Origin of the sequence: Amycolatopsis sp., from assembly GCF_035546795.1 — a bacterium.
Taxonomy (GTDB): Bacteria; Actinomycetota; Actinomycetes; order Mycobacteriales; family Pseudonocardiaceae; genus Amycolatopsis_E.
Window position 1 is genome coordinate 56056 of the sequence record NZ_DASZWC010000042.1, and the last position, 21431, is coordinate 77486.

Annotated in this window: 19 protein-coding genes; 11 read left to right on the forward strand and 8 right to left on the reverse strand. The window is 68.5% G+C overall.

Going from position 1 to position 21431, the window contains the following annotated elements; all coding sequences use genetic code 11:
- The first annotated feature begins 52 nt into the window (after positions 1 to 52).
- From VHD82_RS24105 to VHD82_RS24120, 4 genes are read left to right on the forward strand one after another with little or no spacing between them, the layout of a single operon-like run.
- On the forward strand, positions 53 to 937 hold the full coding sequence (locus tag VHD82_RS24105; RefSeq protein ID WP_325708153.1) for a Rossmann-like and DUF2520 domain-containing protein: 885 nt from the start codon (positions 53 to 55) through the stop codon (positions 935 to 937).
- The gene (gene panC / locus VHD82_RS24110) at positions 934 to 1815 is read left to right on the forward strand and encodes a pantoate--beta-alanine ligase (protein ID WP_325708156.1); all 882 of its coding nucleotides are present in this window, start codon (positions 934 to 936) and stop codon (positions 1813 to 1815) included. The genes VHD82_RS24105 and panC overlap by 4 nt, the downstream gene beginning before the upstream one ends.
- A 12-nt stretch (positions 1816 to 1827) precedes the next feature.
- The gene (gene panD / locus VHD82_RS24115; protein WP_325708159.1) at positions 1828 to 2325 is read left to right on the forward strand and encodes an aspartate 1-decarboxylase; all 498 of its coding nucleotides are present in this window, start codon (positions 1828 to 1830) and stop codon (positions 2323 to 2325) included.
- On the forward strand, positions 2326 to 3093 hold the full coding sequence (locus VHD82_RS24120) for a type III pantothenate kinase (RefSeq protein ID WP_325708161.1): 768 nt from the start codon (positions 2326 to 2328) through the stop codon (positions 3091 to 3093).
- Here VHD82_RS24120 and VHD82_RS24125 read toward each other — a convergent pair.
- Positions 3090 to 3851, reverse strand: coding sequence for a class I SAM-dependent methyltransferase (locus tag VHD82_RS24125; RefSeq protein ID WP_325708164.1), 762 nt, complete (start codon positions 3849 to 3851; stop codon positions 3090 to 3092). The two genes, VHD82_RS24120 and VHD82_RS24125, sit on opposite strands and share 4 nt — an antisense overlap.
- A gap of 71 nt (positions 3852 to 3922) precedes the next feature.
- Here VHD82_RS24125 and lysS point away from each other — a divergent pair, with 71 nt between their 5' ends.
- Both lysS and VHD82_RS24135 read left to right on the forward strand, forming a co-directional pair.
- Positions 3923 to 5434: a lysine--tRNA ligase gene (lysS, locus tag VHD82_RS24130; RefSeq protein WP_325708168.1), complete on the forward strand. Its 1512-nt coding sequence runs from the start codon at positions 3923 to 3925 to the stop codon at positions 5432 to 5434.
- A gap of 127 nt (positions 5435 to 5561) precedes the next feature.
- Positions 5562 to 5906, forward strand: coding sequence for an Lsr2 family protein (locus VHD82_RS24135; protein ID WP_325708171.1), 345 nt, complete (start codon positions 5562 to 5564; stop codon positions 5904 to 5906).
- A gap of 425 nt (positions 5907 to 6331) precedes the next feature.
- On the opposite strand, the gene VHD82_RS24140 is transcribed toward VHD82_RS24135, so the two are convergent.
- Complete coding sequence (locus tag VHD82_RS24140; protein ID WP_325708275.1) at positions 6332 to 7126, reverse strand: (2Fe-2S)-binding protein; 795 nt, start codon at positions 7124 to 7126, stop codon at positions 6332 to 6334.
- Positions 7127 to 7447: 321 nt separating this feature from the next.
- Between VHD82_RS24140 and VHD82_RS24145 the strand changes: the two genes are divergently transcribed.
- On the forward strand, positions 7448 to 9994 hold the full coding sequence (locus VHD82_RS24145; RefSeq protein WP_325708174.1) for an ATP-dependent Clp protease ATP-binding subunit: 2547 nt from the start codon (positions 7448 to 7450) through the stop codon (positions 9992 to 9994).
- Between the two features lie 63 nt (positions 9995 to 10057).
- Here the strand turns inward: VHD82_RS24145 and VHD82_RS24150 are convergent, their stop codons facing one another.
- Together VHD82_RS24150 and VHD82_RS24155 are read right to left on the reverse strand one after the other, a co-directional pair.
- Complete coding sequence (locus VHD82_RS24150) at positions 10058 to 10327, reverse strand: hypothetical protein (RefSeq protein WP_325708178.1); 270 nt, start codon at positions 10325 to 10327, stop codon at positions 10058 to 10060.
- A gap of 43 nt (positions 10328 to 10370) precedes the next feature.
- The gene (locus VHD82_RS24155) at positions 10371 to 11774 is read right to left on the reverse strand and encodes a M1 family metallopeptidase (RefSeq protein WP_325708181.1); all 1404 of its coding nucleotides are present in this window, start codon (positions 11772 to 11774) and stop codon (positions 10371 to 10373) included.
- Positions 11775 to 11918: 144 nt separating this feature from the next.
- On the opposite strand from VHD82_RS24155, the gene VHD82_RS24160 reads away from it, so the two are divergent.
- Positions 11919 to 15053, forward strand: coding sequence for a BTAD domain-containing putative transcriptional regulator (locus tag VHD82_RS24160; RefSeq protein WP_325708184.1), 3135 nt, complete (start codon positions 11919 to 11921; stop codon positions 15051 to 15053).
- 49 nt (positions 15054 to 15102) lie between these two features.
- Here the strand turns inward: VHD82_RS24160 and VHD82_RS24165 are convergent, their stop codons facing one another.
- Complete coding sequence (locus VHD82_RS24165; protein ID WP_325708187.1) at positions 15103 to 15906, reverse strand: ABC transporter permease; 804 nt, start codon at positions 15904 to 15906, stop codon at positions 15103 to 15105.
- Entirely contained in the window at positions 15903 to 16853 is a 951-nt protein-coding gene (locus VHD82_RS24170) for an ATP-binding cassette domain-containing protein (RefSeq protein ID WP_325708190.1), read from the reverse strand. Before VHD82_RS24170 ends, VHD82_RS24165 begins: the two co-directional genes overlap by 4 nt.
- Before the next feature lie 213 nt (positions 16854 to 17066).
- Here VHD82_RS24170 and VHD82_RS24175 point away from each other — a divergent pair, with 213 nt between their 5' ends.
- Entirely contained in the window at positions 17067 to 17981 is a 915-nt protein-coding gene (locus tag VHD82_RS24175) for an endonuclease/exonuclease/phosphatase family protein (protein ID WP_325708193.1), read from the forward strand.
- On the opposite strand, the gene VHD82_RS24180 is transcribed toward VHD82_RS24175, so the two are convergent.
- The gene (locus VHD82_RS24180; protein WP_325708195.1) at positions 17968 to 18795 is read right to left on the reverse strand and encodes an SIR2 family NAD-dependent protein deacylase; all 828 of its coding nucleotides are present in this window, start codon (positions 18793 to 18795) and stop codon (positions 17968 to 17970) included. The genes VHD82_RS24175 and VHD82_RS24180 overlap by 14 nt on opposite strands.
- Entirely contained in the window at positions 18785 to 19090 is a 306-nt protein-coding gene (locus VHD82_RS24185; protein ID WP_325708198.1) for an antibiotic biosynthesis monooxygenase, read from the reverse strand. Before VHD82_RS24185 ends, VHD82_RS24180 begins: the two co-directional genes overlap by 11 nt.
- Positions 19091 to 19179: 89 nt before the next feature.
- Between VHD82_RS24185 and VHD82_RS24190 the strand changes: the two genes are divergently transcribed.
- Both VHD82_RS24190 and VHD82_RS24195 read left to right on the forward strand, forming a co-directional pair.
- A complete protein-coding gene (locus tag VHD82_RS24190; protein WP_325708201.1) occupies positions 19180 to 20595 on the forward strand; it encodes an ATP-binding protein in 1416 nt (471 codons plus the stop codon).
- Positions 20592 to 21338 carry an alpha/beta hydrolase gene (locus VHD82_RS24195; protein ID WP_325708204.1) on the forward strand — a complete coding sequence of 249 codons (747 nt, stop codon included), beginning with the start codon at positions 20592 to 20594 and terminating at the stop codon, positions 21336 to 21338. Before VHD82_RS24190 ends, VHD82_RS24195 begins: the two co-directional genes overlap by 4 nt.
- Positions 21339 to 21431: the final 93 nt, after the last annotated feature.

Sequence of the window (21431 nt, forward strand, 5' to 3'; positions counted from 1 at the left end):
GACTGGAACGAGTTGAGGAGTTTCTTGCCATGTGCGTCCAAAGGGGCACGCAATGAGGCCCGCCCGGCTTGGCGTCGGAGTGGTCTCCGCCGGCCGGGTCGGCAGCGTGCTTGGCGCCGCGCTTACGCGTGCCGGGCACAGCGTCGTCGCCGCCTCCGGGATCTCCGCCGCGTCCGTCGAGCGCGCTGAACGCCTGTTGCCTGGCGTCCCGCTGCTGCCGCCGGACGAGGTGGTCACGGCGGCCGATCTGGTGTTGCTCGCGGTCCCCGACGACACCTTGCCGGGCCTGGTTTCAGGACTCGCCGCGACGAAGACCTGGCGGCCGGGGCAGATCGTGATCCACACGTCCGGCGCGCACGGTGTGGCGGTGCTGGATCCGGCGGCCGAAGCCGGGGCGCTGCCGCTGGCATTACACCCCGTGATGACCTTCACCGGCCGCGAGGAAGACCTGCAGCGGATGGCCGCCTGCACCATCGGCGTCACCGCGGCCCCGGAAGACGAGGCGGCCTGGAACGTCGGCGAGGCGCTGACCGTCGAGATGGGCGGCGAGCCGGTGCGGGTGCCCGAATCCGCGCGCCCGCTCTACCACGCGGCGCTCGCGCACGGCGCGAACAACCTCGTCACCCTCGTCGCGGACTGCCTGCAACTCCTTGGCGGAGCAGGGATAGCGAACGCGGAGCGGATGCTGGGCCCGCTGCTGTCAGCGGCACTGGACAACGCTTTGCGTCACGGCGACCGGGCCCTGACCGGGCCGGTGGCACGTGGCGATGTCGGCACCGTCCGCAAGCATCTGGAGGTGCTCGCGGACGCGGCGCCCGAGATCGAACCCTGCTACACGGCGCTCGCCCGGCGGACAGCCGCCAGGGCCACGGCGGCCGGCCTGCTCGGCGCCGGCGCGGCCGCCGAAATCACCGAACTGCTCGAAGGACCGAAGTGACTCCCATCCCGAAATTCACCCGCGGGCAGCTGAACGTCTTCCAGACCCCGGACGACGTCAGCCGGGTCGCGGCCGCGCTGCACTCGGTCGGCCGGAAGGTCGCGCTGGTCCCGACAATGGGCGCGCTGCACGCCGGGCACCTGGAGTTGCTGCGCCGCGCCAAGCGCCTGCCGAACACGGTCGTCGGCGCCTCGATCTTCGTGAACCCGCTGCAGTTCGGCGAGGGCGAGGACTTCGAGTCGTACCCGCGCCCGCTGGACCGCGATCTGGAGAAGCTGGCCGAGGCCGGGGTCGACCTGGCGTTCGTGCCCAAGGCCGACGATCTGTACCTGCCGGGCCGCGCGGTCACGGTGCACCCCGGCCCGCTCGGCGACGAGCTCGAGGGCGCGCACCGGCCGGGGCATTTCTCCGGGATGCTCACCGTGGTGAACAAGCTGTTCAACATCATCCGCCCGGACTACGCGTTCTTCGGGGAGAAGGACTACCAGCAGCTGGTGCTGATCAAGCGGATGGTCGCCGATTTCAACCTGGCGACAAGGCCGATCGGGGTGCCAACGGTGCGTGAGACGGACGGCCTCGCGCTGTCCTCGCGCAACGTCTACCTGACCCCGGAACAACGAGCCGACGCCGTGGTGCTGTCCGCGGCGCTGGCCGCGGGAGCGCACGCCGGCCTGCAAGGGGCCGACGCGGTGCTGGCCGCGGCGCGGGAAACGCTGGCCGCGCGGCCGGAGGTCTCGCTCGATTATCTGGAACTGCGTGGAACCGATCTCGGTCCCGCGCCCGTCGATGGGGAGGCGCGGTTGTTGATTGCCGCTCACGTTGGCCGGACCCGGCTGATCGACAACGTCGCCGTGCTGCTCGGCAACGCAGGGGAATGAGGGAGAGCCACCATGTTCCGCACCATGCTCAAGTCCAAGATCCATCGCGTGACGGTCACCCAGGCCGATCTGCACTACGTCGGTTCGGTCACCGTCGATCAGACCCTGATGGAGGCCGCCGACCTGCTGCCGGGCGAGCAGGTGTCCATTGTGGACATCGCAAACGGCGCGCGGCTGGAGACCTACGTGATCCCCGGCGAGCGCGACAGCGGGGTGCTCGGCATCAACGGCGCCGCCGCCCACCTGGTGCACCCAGGCGATCTGGTCATCCTGATCTCCTACGCCCAGATGACCAACGCCGAGGCCACGTCCTTCCAGCCGCGGATCGTCTTCGTCGACGAGGACAACCGGATCGCACACCGCGGCGGTGACGCCGGGTTCGCGCCCGAGGGTTCCGGGCTGCTCAGCGGTTCGGTCAGCATCGTCCAGCCGGGCGGGGAGCCGGCCTTCCCCACCGCCGAGACCGTCGACGCCGCCCGGCTCGACGCACTGCTGCACGCGGAGAGCTAGTTGCTGCTGGCCATAGACGTCGGCAATACGAACATCGTTCTCGGGCTCTTCGACGGCGAGGAGCTGATCGCGGACTGGCGGATGCGGACCGACGCGCAGATGACCGCCGACGAGCTGTCGCTCACCATGCGCGGGCTGCTGGGTTCGTACGCCGACGAGGTGACCGGGATCAGCGCGCTGTCCACGGTGCCCGCGGTGCTGCGCGAGCTGCGGGTCATGCTGGGCCGCTACTACCCGCGCGTGCCGAAAGTCGTTGTGGAGCCCGGAGTCCGGACCGGGGTCCCGTTGCTGGTCGACAACCCGCGTGAGGTCGGCGCGGACCGGCTGGTGAACACGCTTGCCGCGCACCACCTGCACAACACCGCTTGCGTCGTGGTCGATTTCGGCACCTCCACCAACGTGGACGCGATCTCGGCGAAGGGTGAGTTCCTCGGTGGCGCGTTCGCGCCCGGTATCGAGATCTCGGTGGACGCACTGGCCGCTCGTGCGGCGGCGCTGCGCAAGGTCGAGCTGGTGGCGCCGCGGTCGGTGATCGGCAAGAACACCGTGGAATGCCTGCAGTCCGGGATCCTGTACGGGTTCGTGGGCCAGGTCGACGGGCTGGTGAGGCGGATCGTGAAGGAGCTGTCCGCCGATGGCCCGGTCGTGGTGCTGGCCACCGGCGGCCTCGCCCCGCTGGTGGTCGCCGAATCGGAGACGATCACCGAACATGTGCCGGAACTGACTTTGCTGGGGCTGCGCCTGGCGTACGAGCGCCAGACTCGCTAGCCCTTGCGCACTCCGCGGATCACGGTGGTGACGAGCGGCAGTTCGAACTCGCCGTGCGCGGTTTCCGGTGTCGCCGCGAGGAAATCGCGCAACTCCGCCAGTTTGGCTTCGCGTTCCTCGGCGGAGATGACCAGGAAATGCGAGTGCGTGGCCACGGTTTCCACCAGCGATTCGGCGGTGCGGCGCTGGACGTGCGGGAACCGGGTCCGCTCGAAGTTCTCGAACGCCTCGTGGGAGAACAGGTCCGAGCCCGGCACGGTCCACTGGCGGCTCACCCCGGTGCGCGCCCGTTGGCCGAACTCGGCAACCCACGGCACGGAGATGTCGTCGTGGTTCCATAACGCCGCCACCATGCCGCCGGGCCGGGTCACCCTGGCGATCTCGGTCAGCGCCGGCTCGACATCGAACCAGTGGAACGCCTGGCCGACGACGACCGCGTCGACCTCGGCGTCGGGCAGCGGGATGTTCTCGGCTGTTCCGGCGAGCGCCGGCACCCCTGGTTGCCTGCGGGTGAGTTCCGCGCGCATTTCCGGATCGGGTTCCACCGCGGTGACCCGCAGGCCCAGCGCCAGCAGGCCTTCGGAAAGTTTTCCCGTTCCCGCGGCGAGATCGAGGACATGTTCCGCTTTTTCGGGTAATCCCCAGCGCAATGCCGGAAGCGGGTAATCGGGTCGGTGCTCGGCGTAGGCGTCGGCGCTGGCCCCGAAGGATCGGGCGCGCCGGGAACGCAGTTCCTGCTCGGCGGTGTGCTCGGTCACGCACCCAATCCTATTCGCCGAAAACGTAATCCGGTTGGCTCCGCGCCCGGCGGGGTTCGTACTCTATGCGCATGACCGATTCCGCCGCTTCCGAGCGCCCCTTGCCCGATGACGACCTGCCGGAACAGATGCGGGTTCGCCGGGCCAAGCGCGACCGGATAATCGCGGAGGGTGGGCAGCCTTATCCGGTCGAGGTCCCGCGAACGCATACCCTCGCCGAGATCAGGGCCAAGTTTTCCGGGTTGCCGGTCGATGCGCGGACCGGTGAGATCGTCGGCGTCACCGGCCGCGTGCTGTTCATGCGGAACACCGGCAAACTCTGTTTCGCTACTCTGCGCGAAGGCGACGGCACCGAGTTGCAGGCGATGATCAGCCTTGCCGGCGTCGGTGCCGACGCACTCGCGGCCTGGAAATCGGATGTCGACCTCGGCGACCACGTTTTCGTGCACGGCGAGGTGATCACCTCCAGGCGCGGTGAGCTTTCGGTTATGGCCGACTCGTGGCAGATCACCTCGAAAGCGGTCCGCCCGCTGCCGGTCGCGCACAAGGAACTGGCCGAGGAAACGCGCATCCGTCAGCGATATGTCGACTTGATCTTGCGTCCGGCGGCGCGTGATGTCGTGCGCACGAGGGCCGCCGTGGTGCGTTCCCTGCGCAATTCCTTCGAACGCCGCGGGTTCGTCGAGGTGGAAACGCCGATGCTGCAGACGTTGCACGGCGGCGCGGCGGCCCGGCCGTTCACCACCCACTCCAACGCCTTCGATATCGACCTCTTTCTGCGCATCGCGCCGGAGTTGTACCTGAAGCGCTGTGTGGTCGGCGGGATCGAGAAGGTCTTCGAGATCAACCGCAACTTCCGCAACGAGGGCAGCGACTCTTCGCATTCGCCTGAATTCGCCATGTTGGAGTTCTACGAGGCGTATGCGACCTATGACACCAACGCGGTGATGACCAGGCAGCTGATCCAGGAAGCCGCACAGTCGGTATTCGGCACACTCGAAGTGACACTCGCCGACGGATCGACTTACGACCTGTCCGGTGAATGGACCAGTCTCACCATGTACGGCTCGTTGTCCGAGGCCCTCGGTGCGGAAGTCACCCCGGAGACCACGGTGCCGGAACTTCGTGCGTTCGCGCAGGCCCACGGCCTGGAGCCGGATCCGAAACTGGGACACGGCAAGCTCGTGGAAGAACTGTGGGAGCATCTGATCGGCGATCATCTGCACGCGCCCACATTCGTGCGCGATTTCCCGATCGAGACTTCGCCATTGACCAGACAGCACCGCAGTGTGCCCGGCGTCGCGGAGAAGTGGGATCTCTACGTACGCGGTTTCGAGCTCGCCACCGGTTACTCGGAGCTGGTCGATCCGGTGATCGAGCGGGAAAGGCTGGTCGAGCAGTCAAGGCTGGCCGCGGCCGGAGATAGTGAAGCCATGCGCTTGGATGAGGATTTCCTGCGCGCGCTGGAGTACGGAATGCCGCCCTCGGGTGGCGTCGGAATGGGTATCGATCGGTTGCTGATGGCACTCACCGGTCTTGGTATCCGGGAGACGATCCTGTTCCCGCTGGTGCGTCCGGAATAGCCGTGACCGTGCAAACGAGATTTGCACTACGCTGCGTTTACGGGTATTAATGTCGTAGTCAATGGCTTCTGACTGGGGCGCTCGCCCCACCTGAACATTCTGGCTGGCACAAAACAGGAGGAAACTGATGGCACAGAAGGTGCTGGTCTCCCTCGTGGACGACCTCGACGGTTCTGAGGCGGATGAGACCGTCGAGTTCGGTTTGGATGGGATCAACTACCAGATCGACCTCTCCAGCGAAAACGCGGAAGAGCTGCGCGACGCGCTGGCTCAGTATGTCGAGCACGCGCGCCGTGCGGGTGGCCGGAAGCGGGCCGGCCGTCCTTCGGCCAAGCCTGCCGCCAGCTCGGCTTCGGTTGATCGGGAGCAGAACCAGGCTATTCGCGCTTGGGCGCGCAAGAACGGCTACCAGGTTTCCGACCGCGGGCGTATCCCCTCGGAGGTCGTCGAGGCCTACCACAAGAAGAACTGAGGCGAGTTCGCAAAGCTTGTCGCAAGGGCCGCCGGGAATCTTCCCGGCGGCCCTTGTCGCGGGTTACCAATCCGATCGAAAGCAGACGGACGCGGACCGCGGCCTGCTCGTCGGCGCGTCAGCATTCTTGAACACAGTTCTACGCGGACGGTGAAATCACGCCTACCGCTATAACCCAGCTCGGTGGCGAGTGTCGCATAACGTTGGGCCGGCGGCCGTGGCCGGCCCCATTTGGATCTATTCCGACTTCCGTCCCCAGCAATCGATTCCACAATGGTCGCGGTAGCACTCGACGGACTCGCGCGGTTCCGGGCACTGCTCGGGTCAGCGTGAACTTCGGAGCGGGCCAGCTGTCATGTTTGTCCAAGACCGCCTCGACACCGGCGCGCTCACACCGGCCGTTCGCCGTCCTTCTGTGGCGAAACTCACCTAGGGCAGATTCGAGGGCATTCGGCGCATTCGGACTCGTCCGGCAACAGGTAGGAGAAGCAGCAACTCTCGCGCCGCCGCGTCCAGCCGTCGGCCGAAAGCCGGAGCGCCGAAGCGGAGGTGAGCGGGGCGTGCCGGGCGTCGAGGACCAGCGCCGCGTCGGCGACGCCCGCCGCCTCGTTGCCGTCCTGTCTGCCCACCCACCACAGCGCGTTGTCCAGCGCATCGGTCGCTGCCGCCCACAGCGTGCGGCGGCCGAGCCTGGTGGCCTGCGCGTAGGCAGGGATGAATTTCGCCACGTGCGCGATATAACGGGCGCGCAGTACGGCGGCCAGCGCGTGCTCATCGGCGACGACCGTGGCCTCGGGATCAGCCGCGCCGGGGTCGTCGGGCAGGCAGTAGAACTCGGTTCCGAGCACGGCGACCGCATCCGGGTGTGGCCGGTCGTTGCCGAGCCGGAAGGCAAGTTCGCCTGGCCGGAGTAATGGAACCCTTCTTTCGTGGGACATCAGCAACGCCGCGGCGTAAGCCGGCACGTGCAGGTACCACGACATGACGTAACCGGCGGTGGTCCGATCCGGTGCCTCGCCGAAGCGTTCCCGCAGCCATTCGCCGAGCAGTTTCCGCCATACGTCGAACCGCGAGACGTCGTCCAGCAACTCCGAACAGCGCTGCCAGCCGCCGGTTTCGGGCAGGTCAGCGCGGAACTTGACGCGTCGCTGCCGCGCCGCGGCAGATGCGACCGAGGCCGCGAGCCCGGTGGGCGCGGAGCGGAGCCGGACGGTGTCGATGGCGGCCCCCTCTGCTCCAAACGAGTGTTAGGCGTGCCTTACCTTACAGTCTTTCCGGGAACTCGCCAGTGCGGGCGTTCGCGCTGAGCGGACAATGGCGCGGCGCGGAATCCACGGCCGTGTCCACACGTTGGACAGGAAGTCAGTAACCAGCGAAGACGTGATCGCCGGCCCCCGCCGGCGTGCTGACTTCTGTGACGTAATCCGACCCAGTGGTAGTCCGGCGCGCGGCGTTGGCTACTACAGTGGACCTACGGTGCTGAATCCATCCGAAGCTCGTGATGGAGGCTCACCGCCGGCGCAGCAGTCGAGGGAGTGGGAATGTTCGAGAGGTTCACCGACCGCGCGAGGCGGGTGGTCGTCCTGGCCCAGGAAGAAGCCAGGATGCTCAACCACAACTACATCGGCACCGAGCACATCCTCCTGGGTTTGATCCACGAGGGTGAGGGTGTCGCCGCCAAGGCGCTCGAATCGTTGGGCATCGCGCTGGAGGGCGTCCGCCAGCAGGTCGAGGAAATCATCGGCCAGGGCCAGCAGGCCCCGAGCGGACACATCCCCTTCACCCCGCGTGCCAAGAAGGTGCTCGAGCTGTCGCTGCGCGAAGCGCTGCAGCTCGGCCACAACTACATCGGCACGGAGCACATCCTGCTCGGCCTGATCCGCGAGGGCGAGGGCGTCGCCGCACAGGTGCTCGTCAAGCTCGGCGCGGACCTCAACCGCGTGCGCCAGCAGGTGCTGCAGCTGCTGTCGGGCTACCAGGGCAAGGAGCCGGCCGAGGCCGGCGCCGGCCGCGGCGAGGGCACGCCGTCCTCTTCGCTGGTGCTCGACCAGTTCGGCCGCAACCTGACGGTTTCCGCCCGCGAGGGCAAGCTCGACCCGGTCATCGGGCGCGGCAAGGAGATCGAGCGGGTCATGCAGGTGCTTTCCCGCCGTACCAAGAACAACCCGGTGCTGATCGGCGAGCCCGGCGTCGGCAAGACCGCCGTCGTCGAGGGCCTGGCGCAGAACATCGTCAAGGGCGAGGTCCCGGAGACGCTGAAGGACAAGCAGCTCTACACGCTCGACCTCGGCTCACTGGTCGCCGGTTCCCGCTACCGCGGTGACTTCGAAGAGCGCCTGAAGAAGGTGCTCAAGGAGATCAAGACCCGCGGCGACATCATCCTGTTCATCGACGAGTTGCACACGCTCGTCGGCGCGGGTGCCGCCGAGGGCGCGATCGACGCGGCTTCGATCCTGAAGCCGATGCTCGCCCGCGGTGAGCTGCAGACCATCGGCGCCACCACGCTCGAGGAGTACCGCAAGTACATCGAGAAGGACGCCGCGCTGGAGCGCCGCTTCCAGCCGATCCAGGTCGGCGAGCCCTCGCTCGAGCACACCATCGAGATCCTCAAGGGTCTGCGTGACCGCTACGAAGCGCACCACCGCGTGTCGATCACCGACTCCGCGCTGGTCGCCGCGGCCACCCTGGCCGACAGGTACATCAACGACCGGTTCCTGCCGGACAAGGCGATCGACCTGATCGACGAGGCCGGCGCCCGGATGCGTATCCGTCGCATGACGGCGCCGCCGGACCTGCGCGAGTTCGACGAGAAGATCGCGGCCGTCCGCCGTGACAAGGAGTCGGCGATAGACGCGCAGGACTTCGAGCGCGCCGCCCGGCTGCGTGACGAGGAGAAGACGCTGCTCGGCCAGAAGGGCGAGCGGGAGAAGCAGTGGAAGGACGGGGACCTGGACGTCGTCGCGGAGGTCGACGACGAGCAGATCGCCGAGGTCCTGGCCAACTGGACCGGTATCCCGGTGTTCAAGCTCACCGAGGAGGAGACCACGCGTCTGCTCCGCATGGAGGAGGAGCTGCACAAGCGGATCATCGGCCAGGAGGACGCCGTCAAGGCGGTCTCGCAGGCCATCCGCCGCACCCGCGCCGGCCTGAAGGACCCGAAGCGCCCGTCGGGCTCGTTCATCTTCGCCGGTCCGTCCGGTGTCGGTAAGACCGAGCTGTCCAAGGCGCTGGCGGCGTTCCTGTTCGGCGAGGACGACGCGCTCATCCAGATCGACATGGGCGAGTTCCACGACCGCTACACCGCTTCGCGGCTTTTCGGCGCCCCTCCCGGGTACGTCGGCTACGAAGAGGGCGGCCAGCTCACCGAGAAGGTGCGGCGCAAGCCGTTCTCGGTGGTGCTGTTCGACGAGATCGAGAAGGCGCACCAGGAGATCTACAACACCTTGCTGCAGGTGCTGGAGGACGGTCGCCTCACCGACGGTCAGGGCCGCACGGTCGACTTCAAGAACACGGTGCTGATCTTCACCTCGAACCTGGGCACTCAGGACATCTCCAAGTCCGTGAGTCTCGGCTTCTCGTCCGGCAATGAGGGCGAAGCCAAGTACGACAAGATGAAGCAAAAAGTCAACGAGGAGATGAAGAAGCACTTCCGGCCCGAGTTCCTCAACCGGATCGACGACATCATCGTCTTCCACCAGCTCACGCAGCAGCAGATCATCGAGATGGTGGACCTGATGGCGACCCGCGTGGAGACGCAGCTCAAGGCCAAGGACATGGCGCTCGAGCTGACCGACAAGGCGAAGGCGCTGCTGGCCAAGCGCGGCTTCGACCCGGTGCTCGGTGCCCGTCCGCTGCGCCGGACCATCCAGCGGGAGATCGAGGACCAGCTGTCCGAGAAGATCCTGTTCGGCGAGGTGCAGCCGGGTCAGATCATCATCGTGGACGTCGAGGGCTGGAGCGGGAACCCCGAGGACAAGGACGACAAGGCGCACTTCACCTTCCGCGGCGAGTCCAAGCCGCTCGAGGTGCCGGACGCCCCGCCGGTGTCCATCGGTGCCGCGGGCGACCGCGAGACCGAGGCCGAGTAACTCGGGTAAGCAGCGATACGCCCCCAGGGATTCGTTCCCTGGGGGCGTTTCTCATTGCCGGGGTCACACGGCGCTGATGTGCAGGACCGTGTTCGGCCGTGGCGAGGATTTCCTTGTCCAGTGGGAAATTGGAGCGTTGCTGCAGGGCGAGGGGCCGCGGCAGGGTTCTGGGCGAGAAGTGGCCGCGATCAGCTTCGCCGGGTCGAGAACCGCCTCGGTGCGGCTCCATCCGTCGTCGTCTCCGGTCAGACTCGCCAGATCCAGGTCGAGGCCGAGGTAGTCGCTCAGCACGGTTTCGAAGGCGCCCACTCCTTGCTGCGCTTTCGGCCGCATTGGTCGAATCGCAACGAAAGCTCGCCCCGCAGACCTCGGAACCTCAAGCCTGGGGTTTGAGCGAACCCGGGTACAGGTACTGGTCGGCCGGTTTGCTGTTGCCGTAAAACCAGGCGTCGAAGAAGCCCTGCAGGCTCTGGTGCGAGACGCGCTCCACGTACCGCTGGAATTCCGGCAGGCTCGCGTTTTCGTTGCGGTGCAAGGCAGGCCAGGTGCGGAGCACGAGGTTGAACGCGTTGTCCCCGATCTGGCGGCGCAGCGCGTGCAGCGCCATCGGGCCCTTGCTGTACACGGACGTGAACTCCTTGCCAGGGCCCATGTCGTACAGCTTGCCCGCCCAGAACTGCGCGCTCGCCGAGGCGACCGTGCTGCGGTAGCGGGTGTCGAGATCCTGCCCGTCCTTCGCCTCGGACCACAGCCACTGCGCGTACGACGCGAAGCATTCGTTGAGGCAGACGTCCTTCCAGTCCTCGACCGCCACCGAGTCCCCGTACCACTGGTGAGCGTTCTCGTGCACGATCGTCTGGATGTTGCCCGCGCGGCCCGAATAGATGGGCCTGCTCATCGTCTCCAGCGAGAAGCCGATCGGCTCGGCCAGGAAGATGCCGCCGGCGGCGTCGATCGGGTAGGGGCCGAACTTCGAGGCCAGGAAGTCGAGGATCTCGGGCAGCCGGGCCTCGGCCGCCTTCGTCGCGTCACTCGTGCCGGGGGCGAACGCGCTCACCACCGGCGTGCCGTCGCCGAGCCGGCCGCGCTGGAACTCCCACTGCTCGATGCCGACCGTGGTCATGTACGGCACCACGGGTGTTTCCTCCGCCCACACGTGCGTATTCCCGTGGGTGCCCACCTCGCGGCCGTTCGCGATCACGCCCCACTCCTTGGGCACGGTGATCGACAGGTGGAAGGTGGCCTTGTCCTTCGGGGTGTCGTTGACCGGGTACCAGGTGGCCGCCGAATGCGGCTCCCCGGCGACGAACGCGCCGCCGGACGCCGAGTACTGCCAGCCGTTGTCGCCCAGCAGCGGATCGCTGATCGGGGCGGGCACACCGTGGTAGACGACCTCCGCGACGATGCCCTCGCCACGGCGCAGCGGCCGCTGCGGGGTGACCGTCAGCTCGTGCTCGCCGTTGCGGCTGAACGCGGCCACCTTTCCGTTGACGCGCACCGAGTCGACCGTCAGGCCTTCCAGATCCAGGTTGAACGAGCGCAGCGACTCGGTGGCGCGCGCGGTGATCACCTGGTCTCCCCTGAGCTGATGCGTGGCCGGGTTGTAACCGACCGTCAGGTGGTAGTCGGCGACGTCGTATCCGCCGTTGCCGTCCTGCGGGTAGTAGCTGTCCCCGGCGCCGTCCGAACCGGCCGCCGGCGGGGCCGCGTCGGCGGCTCCGCTGCCGAAGACGAGCCCGGCCACGGTCGCCACCAGCAGCGCCACCCGCCGCAAGGTCATTGAGAACCCCCTGAGAATCGACTGCCTGCGACGGTAGCGCGAGGGTACGACGATTTCCGGCAGGCGACCGTTTTGCCGGGAAAATCCCGCCTTGAGTAGGGAGTCAGCGCACGTCTGGTCCCCGTGTTCTGGGAAGGTGGAATCGTGCAGGTTTCGGTTCTCGGCCCGGTACGGGTCCGGGCGGACGACGGGGCGCCGATCGAAGTCGGCGGCGCTCGCCTGCGCATGCTCTTGGCCAGGCTCGCGCTGGACGCCAATCGCCCGGTCACCGCGGAGGCGTTGGTCGACGGGCTGTGGGGCGCCGAGCCCCCGGCCGACGCGGCGAACGCGCTCCAGTCCCTCGTGTCCCGCCTGCGCAAAGCACTTGGCGACAGCGGCAGGCTCACTTCGGCCGGCGGCGGGTACCTGCTCAAGGTCGAGGAAGTGGACGCGCACCGGTTCGAACAGCTGGCGGCCCGCGGCAGACGAGAACTGGCGGCGGCGCATCACGCCGATGCCTCCGCCGCCCTCACCGAAGCGCTCACCCTGTGGCAGGGCGAGGCGCTGTCCGATGTGGTGGACGCCCCGTTCGTACAGGCACCGGCCGCCCGGCTCGCGGATCTGCGCGCGGCGGCGATCGAGGACCGCTTCGAAGCGGAGCTGGAGCTGGGCCGGTACGCCGAGATCCTCGCCGACCTGGAAGCCGAAGGGGCCGCGAATCCGCTGCGCGAACGGCTCGCCGGGCTCCGGATGCGCGCCCTGTACGCGGCGGGCAGGCAGTCCGACGCGCTGGCGGTGTACGAGCAGACCCGCGCCATCCTCGCCGAAGAGCTGGGCGTCGATCCCTCCGCCGAACTCCGTCAGACCCAGCTCGCGGTGCTGCGTGGCGAGATCGCGAAGCCTCGCCCGGAACGTGACCAGCTTCCGGTCCGGCTCACCAGTTTCGTCGGCCGGGACGGCGAGCTCGAACTGCTCTCGGCCGCGTTGTCGTCCGCGCGCCTGGTCACCCTCGTCGGGCCGGGTGGCGCCGGAAAGACCCGCCTGGCAACGGAAGCGGCGATCCGGCATCCGGCCTACGAACACGGCCGGGTCTGGTTCGTGCCGCTCGCCAGCGTCCGCACGGGGGCCGATGTGACCGGCGCCGTGCTCGGCGCGCTCGGCTCGCTCGACATGCATTTGCTCAACAGCGCCCCGAAACTGGGGGCGATGGACGCGCTCGGCCGCGTCGTGGATCTGTTGCGCGGCGGCGAAGCCCTGTTGGTGCTGGACAACTGTGAGCACCTGATCGGCGCGGCCGCCGAGTTCGCGCACGAGCTGCTGACCAGGCTGCCGACGCTGCGTATCCTCGCCACCAGCCGGGAGCCGCTCGCGGTGACCGGCGAGACGCTGTGCCATCTGGGCCCGCTGGAACTCCCGGCCGCGGAACGGTTGTTCGTGGAACGGGCCGCCGCCGTGCGCCCCGGCTTCACCATGGACGAGGCCACTTCCGGCCCGGTTCGCGAGATCTGCCGCAGGCTCGACGGGATGCCGCTGGCGCTCGAACTGGCCGCGGCGCGGCTGCGCTCGATGAGCGTGGACCAGATCGCGCGCCGGCTCGACGACCGGTTCCGGCTGCTCACCTCGGGCAGCCGGGCAGCGCTGCCCCGGCAGCGCACCTTGCGCGCCGTGGTCGAGTGGAGCTGGGATTTGCTGGAGAAGCCGGAACGGGTGCTGGCCCGGCGGCTGTCCCTTTTTCCCAGCGGGGCAACGGTTTCCGCGATCGAGGCGATCTGCGCGGACGAGTCGCTGCCGGAGCAGGACGTGCTCTACGTGCTCGGCTCGCTGGTCGAGAAGTCTATTGTCGACACGATAGACAGTGCCGAACCCCGGTACCGGATGCTGGAGACGATCCGCGCGTACGGCGAGGAACGGCTGGACGAGGCCGGTGAGCGGGCCGAGATCACCCGCCGGTTCGCGGCGTACTTCCTCGATCTGGCCGAGCGGCACGAGCCGATGCTGCGCCGCGCGGACCAGCTCGAAGCGATCTCGGTGTTCCAGACCGAGCAGGACAACATGATCACCGCCCTGCGCCGCGCCATCGACACCGACGACGCCGAAACCGCGTACCGGCTGGTGGTCGCGCTGTACTGGTACTGGGTGATCAGCGGGATCAACGATTCACCTGGCGAGTTCTTCGCCGACGTGCTCGCCTTCGAAGGGCGGATCCCGGACTACGCATACGCCGCGTTCAAGACGATGCACAACCTGTTCGACGCGGTACCCACCATGGTCCCGTCGTTCGACCTGCACGTACTGATCGACGAATGCGTGCGCACCGGAGCGGTCGAGCGCTACCCGGCGCTGAGTCTCGCCCTGCCGATGTTGTCGTTCATGGCGCGTGACCCGGAGCTGGCGGAGCGCGAGATGCGCCGGTCGCTCGACAACCCGGACCCATGGGCACAGGCCTGCGCGAGCTGGGTCGAGGGCTTCATCCTCGACGACAAAGGCGATCTCAAGGGCAGCGAGCAGGCCAGGGAACGGGCGGTCACCGGGTTTCAGCAGGTGGGCGACCGCTGGGGGATCGCGATGACGCTCGCCATGCAGGCCGGCTCGTACTCCGTCCGCGGCGAGCACGAGCGGGCGATCGCGGGCTTCACCCAGGGCCTGGCCCTGGCCAAGGAGCTGAACTCGGCCGACGACCAGGTGCAGCAGCTGACGAGGCTGGCCGCGGAACGGATGCGCTCGGGCGACATCGACGGTGCCTGGCGTGACCTGCGCGAGGCCGATGCGGGCGCGGAGGCGTCCGGGCGGATCGAGTTGAAGGCGATCTCGAAGTTCATCGCGCTGGACCTGGCCCGCCGGACCGGCGATTTCGCGAGAGCCGAGGCGATGGTCGCGGAACTGACCGCGATGCTTCCGCAGGTTCCGTTCCCCGCCAGGATGGGGGACGAGTGGCTCGCGGTCTACTCCTCAGCCCTGCTGGTGTCGCAGGGAAATTCCGCTGAGGCAAGGAAAAGACTGCCGTCCGCGATCCTTTCCGCCACCGAGCGGGGCGACATGCCCGACGTCGCGCATGCCACCCAGGTCGCGGCGCGGCTGTTCCACCAGGAAGGCGATCCGGAGCTCGCGGCCTGGGCGCTCGGCGCCAGCCACTGCCTGCGCGGAGCCTTCGACGACGGGGACCCGGAGCTGGCCGAGCTGGCCGACCAGGTGCGGGCGGAGCTCGGCGAGCAGCGTTACCGGGCGGCTTACGACAGCGCCGTCCGACTGTCCAAAAAGGATGCTTCGGCGCGGTTGCTGGCCGAGTTCGAAACGGAGTAGCCGGCTTTCCGCCCCCTGGTGCGGAAAGCCGGCCAGCTACCCCCGGTGGTCAGCCGACCCGGCGCTTGTAGGCGCGCATGGCCAGCGGCAGGAACACCACCACGACCCCGGCCATCCAGGCCAGGCTGCCCAGCAGCGGGCCCGCGACGTCACCGCCGACGAACAGGCCGCGCATCGTGTTCGCGAGCAGGCTCACCGGGCTGATGTCGGACCAGGCCCGCAGCCAGCCCGGCATGGTCGAGCTCGGCACGAACACGTTGCTGCCGAAGGTGAGGGGGAAGATGAAGGCGATCATGATCCCCTGCACGGCGCCCGGGGTGGAGACGAGCATCCCGACGAACACCGCGATCCAGCAGAAGCACAGGCCGGCCAGAATCATCAGCAGGCCGCCGAGAATCGCCGAGGCCGGGTCGGTCGTGATCCGGAAACCCATGATCGTGGCCATCACCAGCAGTACGACGATGGCGACCAGGTACCGCACGACGTCCGCGAGAACCGCCCCGACCAGTGGTGCCGAGCGGGCGATCGGCATCGCGCGGAACCGGTCGAACACGCCCTTGTTGACGTCGGTGTTGAGGGAGACCCCGGCCGACAGGCTCGCCATGATCGTGTTCTGCACGAGCAGGGCGGGAGCCAGTGTCTGCAGGTACGCCCCGGTGTTGCCGGAGATGGCGCCACCGAAGAGATAGACGAACATCACCAGGAACAGGATCGGCTGCAGGGTCACGTCGACCAGTTGTTCCGGGTTCTTGCGGATCTTCAGGATGCCGCGCCAGCTCAGCGAAAGGCCGTGCTGGATAGCCTTGGCCGGGCTGATGTGCCGCGGCGGCGGGGCGAGCGCGATGGCGGTCATGCCACCACCTCCTCTACGGGTTTTCCGGTCAGTGCCAGGAAAACCTCGTCGAGGCTGGGCAGCCGCAGCGCCAGCTCGTCCGCGGTGATCCCGGCTTCGTCGAGTCTCCGGACCAAGGTGGACAGCAGGACCGGGTCGGACACGGGCGCGGTGAGCAGCCCGGTGTCGTCGTCCCGCGCCGGCAGCACCCCGGTCAGGTCGGCCAGAATGGTGGCCACCATGTCCATGTCGGTCAGCATCGTCGGGCGCACCTGCAGGGTCTGCCCGCCGACGCGCCGCTTGAGCTCGTCGGCGCGGCCCTCGGCGACCACCCGGCCGTGGTCGAACACCGTGATGGAATCGGCCAGCTGATCGGCCTCCTCCAGGTACTGGGTGGTCAGCAGCACCGTCGAGCCGTCCGCGGCGAGCCGCCGGATCACCCCCCACACCTCGTTGCGGGCGTGCGGGTCCAGCCCGGTGGTCGGCTCGTCCAGGTACAGCACCTGCGGGCGGCCGACGAGGCTCGCCGCGAGGTCCAGCCTGCGCCGCATCCCGCCCGAGTACGTCTTGGCCGCGCGGCCCGCGGCGTCGGACAGCTCGAACTGCTCGAGCAGTTCGGCCGCACGGGCCTTGGCGGCGGGCCGGGCGAGCCCCAGCAGCCTGCCGATCAGCACCATGTTCTCGGTCCCGGACAGGTCTTCGTCCACCGAGGCGTACTGCCCGGTCAACCCGATCACGCTGCGCACCCGGACCGGGTCGCGCACCACGTCGTAGCCGCCGACGGTCGCGTGCCCGGCGTCCGGCCGCAGCAGCGTGGCCAGGATCCGGACCGCCGTCGTCTTGCCTGCCCCGTTCGGACCCAGGACGCCGACCACCTTGCCCGTCGGCACCTCGAGGTCCACCCCGTTGAGCGCCACGGTGTCCCCGAAGCGTTTGACCAGGCCTTCCGCCTGGATCGCGAGCGACATCTCATCCTCCTTGGCAGTCGCGTCAAGGAGAGAATGACCCCGTCGGCTGACAGGACACGCACAGCGCGCTGTCAGGGGCTGGTAGGTGCTGACAGTGTCGGCCGTGCCCAGCTCACAACCACATTTCCCGGGCTCGCGTAAAAAGAAGCTGTGCACATGGTGGACACAGCGGAGGAAAAGCCGAGGGCCAGGCGTGGCGGGCAGACTTGGCGCATGATCCTGCTCTTGGTACTGGCCGCGGCCTTCGCGGAGCTGGCGGTCTTGCGCTTCTTCGGGATCGACGGCAACCGGGTGACGTCGGCGCTGCTGGCGCTCACGCCGTACTGGGTCGGCGCCGGGGTGATCTTCGGCGGGGTCACGCTGGCGCTGCGGCACTGGTGGATCGGTGGAATCGTGCTGGTGCTCGCGCTCGCGCTGGTCGGCATGGTCCTGCCGCGCGGCTTCGCGTCGGCACAGCCGGCCGCGCACGGCGGGAAACTCCGGGTGATGTCGTCGAACCAGTACCTCGGGCAGGCCGACGTGAAAACAGTCGTGCAGCTTGTCCGGGACAACCAGGTCGACGTGCTGAACCTGCTGGAGCTGACCCCGCGTGAAGCGGCCGAGTACGAACAGGCCGGGTTGTTCGACCTGTTGCCATACCGCGTGTTCAAGCCGCACAGCGGCGGAGCGGGCTCGGGGCTGGCTTCGCGGTATCCGGTGACGGAGTTGTCGCTGGCCGGGCAGTCGCGCATGGAACAGCCGAGCGCGCGCATCGAAGTCGGTGGCACGTCCGTCGAAGTGGTCGCCGTGCATCCGATTCCGCCGACCACGTCCGCGCCCACGTGGAAGAAGGAGATCGGCCAGCTCCCTCATCCCGACTCGGCGGGCCCGGTGCGGATACTCGCCGGCGACTTCAACGCCACCGTGGACCACGCGACGTTCCGCGACCTGCTCGACGCCGGTTACACCGATGCCGGGCTGACTACGGGAAACGGGTTCACGCCGACCTGGCCGGCCAAGATCTTCCCGCCGCCGGTGACCATCGACCACGTGCTCGTCGACCCCAGGGTGGCTGTCGACGACTACCGCGTGTTCGACGTGCCGGACTCCGACCACCACGCGGTGTTCGCCGAGCTCACCCTGCCGTGAGCAGATCGTCCAGCGCGGTAAGGGTTTCCAGCGCGCCGTAGGGCAGGGACACCCCACGGCCGTGCCGGATTTCCGGTTCTCTCGGGTTGATGCGGACGAGCGCACCGGTGGCGGCGCTCGCGAGTTCGGCGTAGCGGCGCACGGTGGGCACGGCCTGTCCGGCGCCGAGCTCGATCACCACGAGGTTCCGATGCCCCCTGCGCCATTCGGTGAGCGCACGCAGTTGTGCGTCGCTGCGCTGGGAAACCCAGTCGAAATCGCCGAACATCTGGATGTTCGGCCTGGACAGCCGCCCGCAGCTGGGGCACTCCGGCAGCGGCCCGGCGGCCCGCATCGTTTCCTCGTCGACGTCCAGCCGCAGCTCCGGCGCGGGCCAGATTTCGTTGCCGCACGGCAAGGTGCACTGCAGATGGTGGATCGAGCCGTGTGCCTCGGTGACCATCCTGAAGCCCGCGCGCTGGAACTGTCCGTCCACATTGGATGTGAACACGGCCGCGCCGCCGGGCTTGGCCGCGGCCCAGCGCAGCAGCAGGCCGAAGCCCTCGTGCGGCACCGTTTCCCGGTACAGCCGCAGGCGGTGCCCGTAGAAACCCCAGGCCAGTTCCGGATCTTCGGCGAAATGCCGTGGGTCGGCCAGTTCGGCGAAGGCGAGGCCGAGTTCGGCGTACGGCGGGTACGCACGCCAGAACCCTTGCTCGCCGCGGAAATCCGGCAGCCCGGAGTCGACACCCATGCCGGCGCCGGCGCAGACCAGTACCGCGTCCGCGCCGGCGATCAGCCCGGCGGCCTGCGCGAGTTCTTCGCTACTCCGCACTGTCCAGCGAGACGACCTCGAACTCCAGCAGGTTCGCGCCGCTGGCCACGGGCTTGGCCCGCTGACCGGCGTGCGCCTCGACGGCGGGACCGGAGGCCCACGCCTGGTACGCCTCCTCCGACTCCCATTTGGTGTAGACGAAGTAGCGGTTCTCGCCGGAAACCGGGCGCAGCAGTTCGAAGCCGAGGAAGCCAGGCTGCGAGTCCACCGCGTGTTTCCGGTTGGCGAAACGCTTCTCCAGTTCCGGGCCGGCGCCCTCGGGGACCTCGATTGCGTTGATCTTCACGACTGCCATGCACCCGAATGTACTACTCGGCCGATCGGCCGAAGTCCTGGCCATTCGGCCGGTTGGCTCGGTATCCCCGGCTGTGCCAGGCTGCGCGAATGGGGCAACCAGGGGAGCAACTTCTCAATGGGGACGACGCGCGTGCACTCGCCGCCGGGCTGCAGCGCCTGGTCCGCGCGGCGGCGGCGATCGTCGACGCCGAGCATCCGGCGAGTGCGCTGATCGCGCGCGTGACCGGGCATCTCGGCGCCGAGCTGCAGGATCTGGTGCTGGTGGCACAGGATTTCCCGCCATGGGAGCACGTCAACGTCGATCGTGGGATCGACGCCTATCTCGCCGAACGGGGCGGCGGGCACGAGTGGTTCGGTATCTCGGGGGCCAACCGCACCAACGAAGAGCTCATCGCGATGCTCACCACAGCGCGTCGGCACGGCACCTACGAACTCGGCGCGGTCGACTACCGGACCGAAGCCACCGGCCCGGAGACGACCGAGAACGTGGTGCAGCTCGGCCTCGCCGACACGACAGCGCCGGACGGCACGCCGGTGATCATCGCCCAGCGCGGCCCGATCGCCCAGCACGGTCCGTCCGCGGTGGCCCGGTTCGAGGTGATCTCCGCGGACCGGGCCGCGGCCGGTGCGGTGCGCGACAGGGTCGAGCGGCTGATCCGCGCGAACGACGTGCTGCGCGGCCAGGTGCTGGCGTTCGGATCGAGTGAGTACCGGGGCAACGAGCTGCTGACGTTCCTGCCGTGCCCGGAACTCAAAGCGTCCGACGTGGTGCTGCCGGACGGGGTGCTGCCGTCGATCGAGCGGCACACCATCGGCATCGCCGGGCACGCCGAGCGGTTACGCGCGGCCGGGCAGCACCTCAAGCGCGGCCTGCTCCTGCACGGCCCGCCGGGCACCGGGAAGACGCACACGCTGCGGTATCTGATGGGCCGCCTGCCCGAGAACACCGTGATCATCCTCACCGGCGGTGCGATGCGCTTCATCAGCAAGGCAGCCGAGTTGGCGCGCCGGTTGCAGCCCTCGTTGCTGGTGCTGGAGGACGTGGACCTGGTGGCGCAGGACCGCTCGCACGGCCAGGGCACGAACCCGCTGCTGTTCAGCCTGCTCGACGCGATGGACGGGATCGGCGCGGACGCGGACGTGACCTTCGTGCTCACCACGAACCGTGCCGCCGAGCTGGAGAAGGCGCTCGCGGACCGGCCGGGCCGGGTGGATCTCGCCGTGGAGATCCCGAAACCGGACGCGGCGGGGCGACGCGAGCTGATCGAGTTGTACGGCCGGAACGTGGACCTGCGCGCGGATCTCGAGCCGGTCGTGGCGCAGACTGACGGGGTGACAGCTTCGTACATCAAGGAGTTGCTGCGCCGGGCGGTGCTGCACCAGATGCACCGGGAAGTGGCCGGGGATCCCGTGCCGGTGGACGACGCCGCGCTGGCCGAGGCGCTGCGCGAGATGAACGAGTCGCACAACTCCCTGACGCGTTCCCTGCTGGGCAGCCGATGATCGTCGACTTCGGTGGTGAAGGCCCGCCCATCGTGCTGCTGCACGGGTTGATGGGACGGGCCCGCACCTGGTGGCCGGTGGCGCAATGGCTGAAGCGGTACGGCCACGTCGTCGGCCTCGACGCGCGCGGGCACGGCCGTGGTCCGCGTGGCGGGCCTTGGACCACGGAGCAGTTCGTCGCCGACGCGGCCGAGGCCGTCGGTTCCCTTGGCGAACCGGCGATCGTGATCGGGCACTCGATGGGCGGGTTGCACGCGTGGGCGCTGGCCGCGAGCCACCCCGACCTGGTGCGGGCGGTCGTGGTGGAGGATATGGCGCCGGATCAGCGTGGCCGCTCGGTCGAAACCTGGCGCGGGTATTTCGAGTCCTGGCCGGTGCCCTTCGAATCGCTCGCGCACGTGCGGGAGTTCTTCGGCAGCACCGGAAACTACTTCGCCGAATGCGTCGAGGAGCGGGCCGACGGCTACCACCTGATCGCCGATCTGGAGGATCTGTACGAGATCGCGGCAGAATGGGGCCGGCGCTCGTATTGGTCCTTTGTGGACGGTGTGAAATGTCCGCTGCTGGCGATCGAGGCCGAGTACACCGCGATGCCCGCCGGGCAGCAGGCCGAACTGGCGGCGCGGGTGCCCGACGGCACGCACTTGGTGGTGGCGGGCGCCGGTCACGTCGTGCACGACGATGCGCCGGAGGAGTACCGGGGCGCCGTCGAGGCGTTCCTGTCGAGGGTGCTCGGCCGTTAGTGCTGCACCCTCGCGAGGTTTTCCCGGGCGATCCGGCCGCGGCCCCACTCGCAGCGAGCGCCTCGACGGTGGTGCCTACATCGTTCCGGGCCA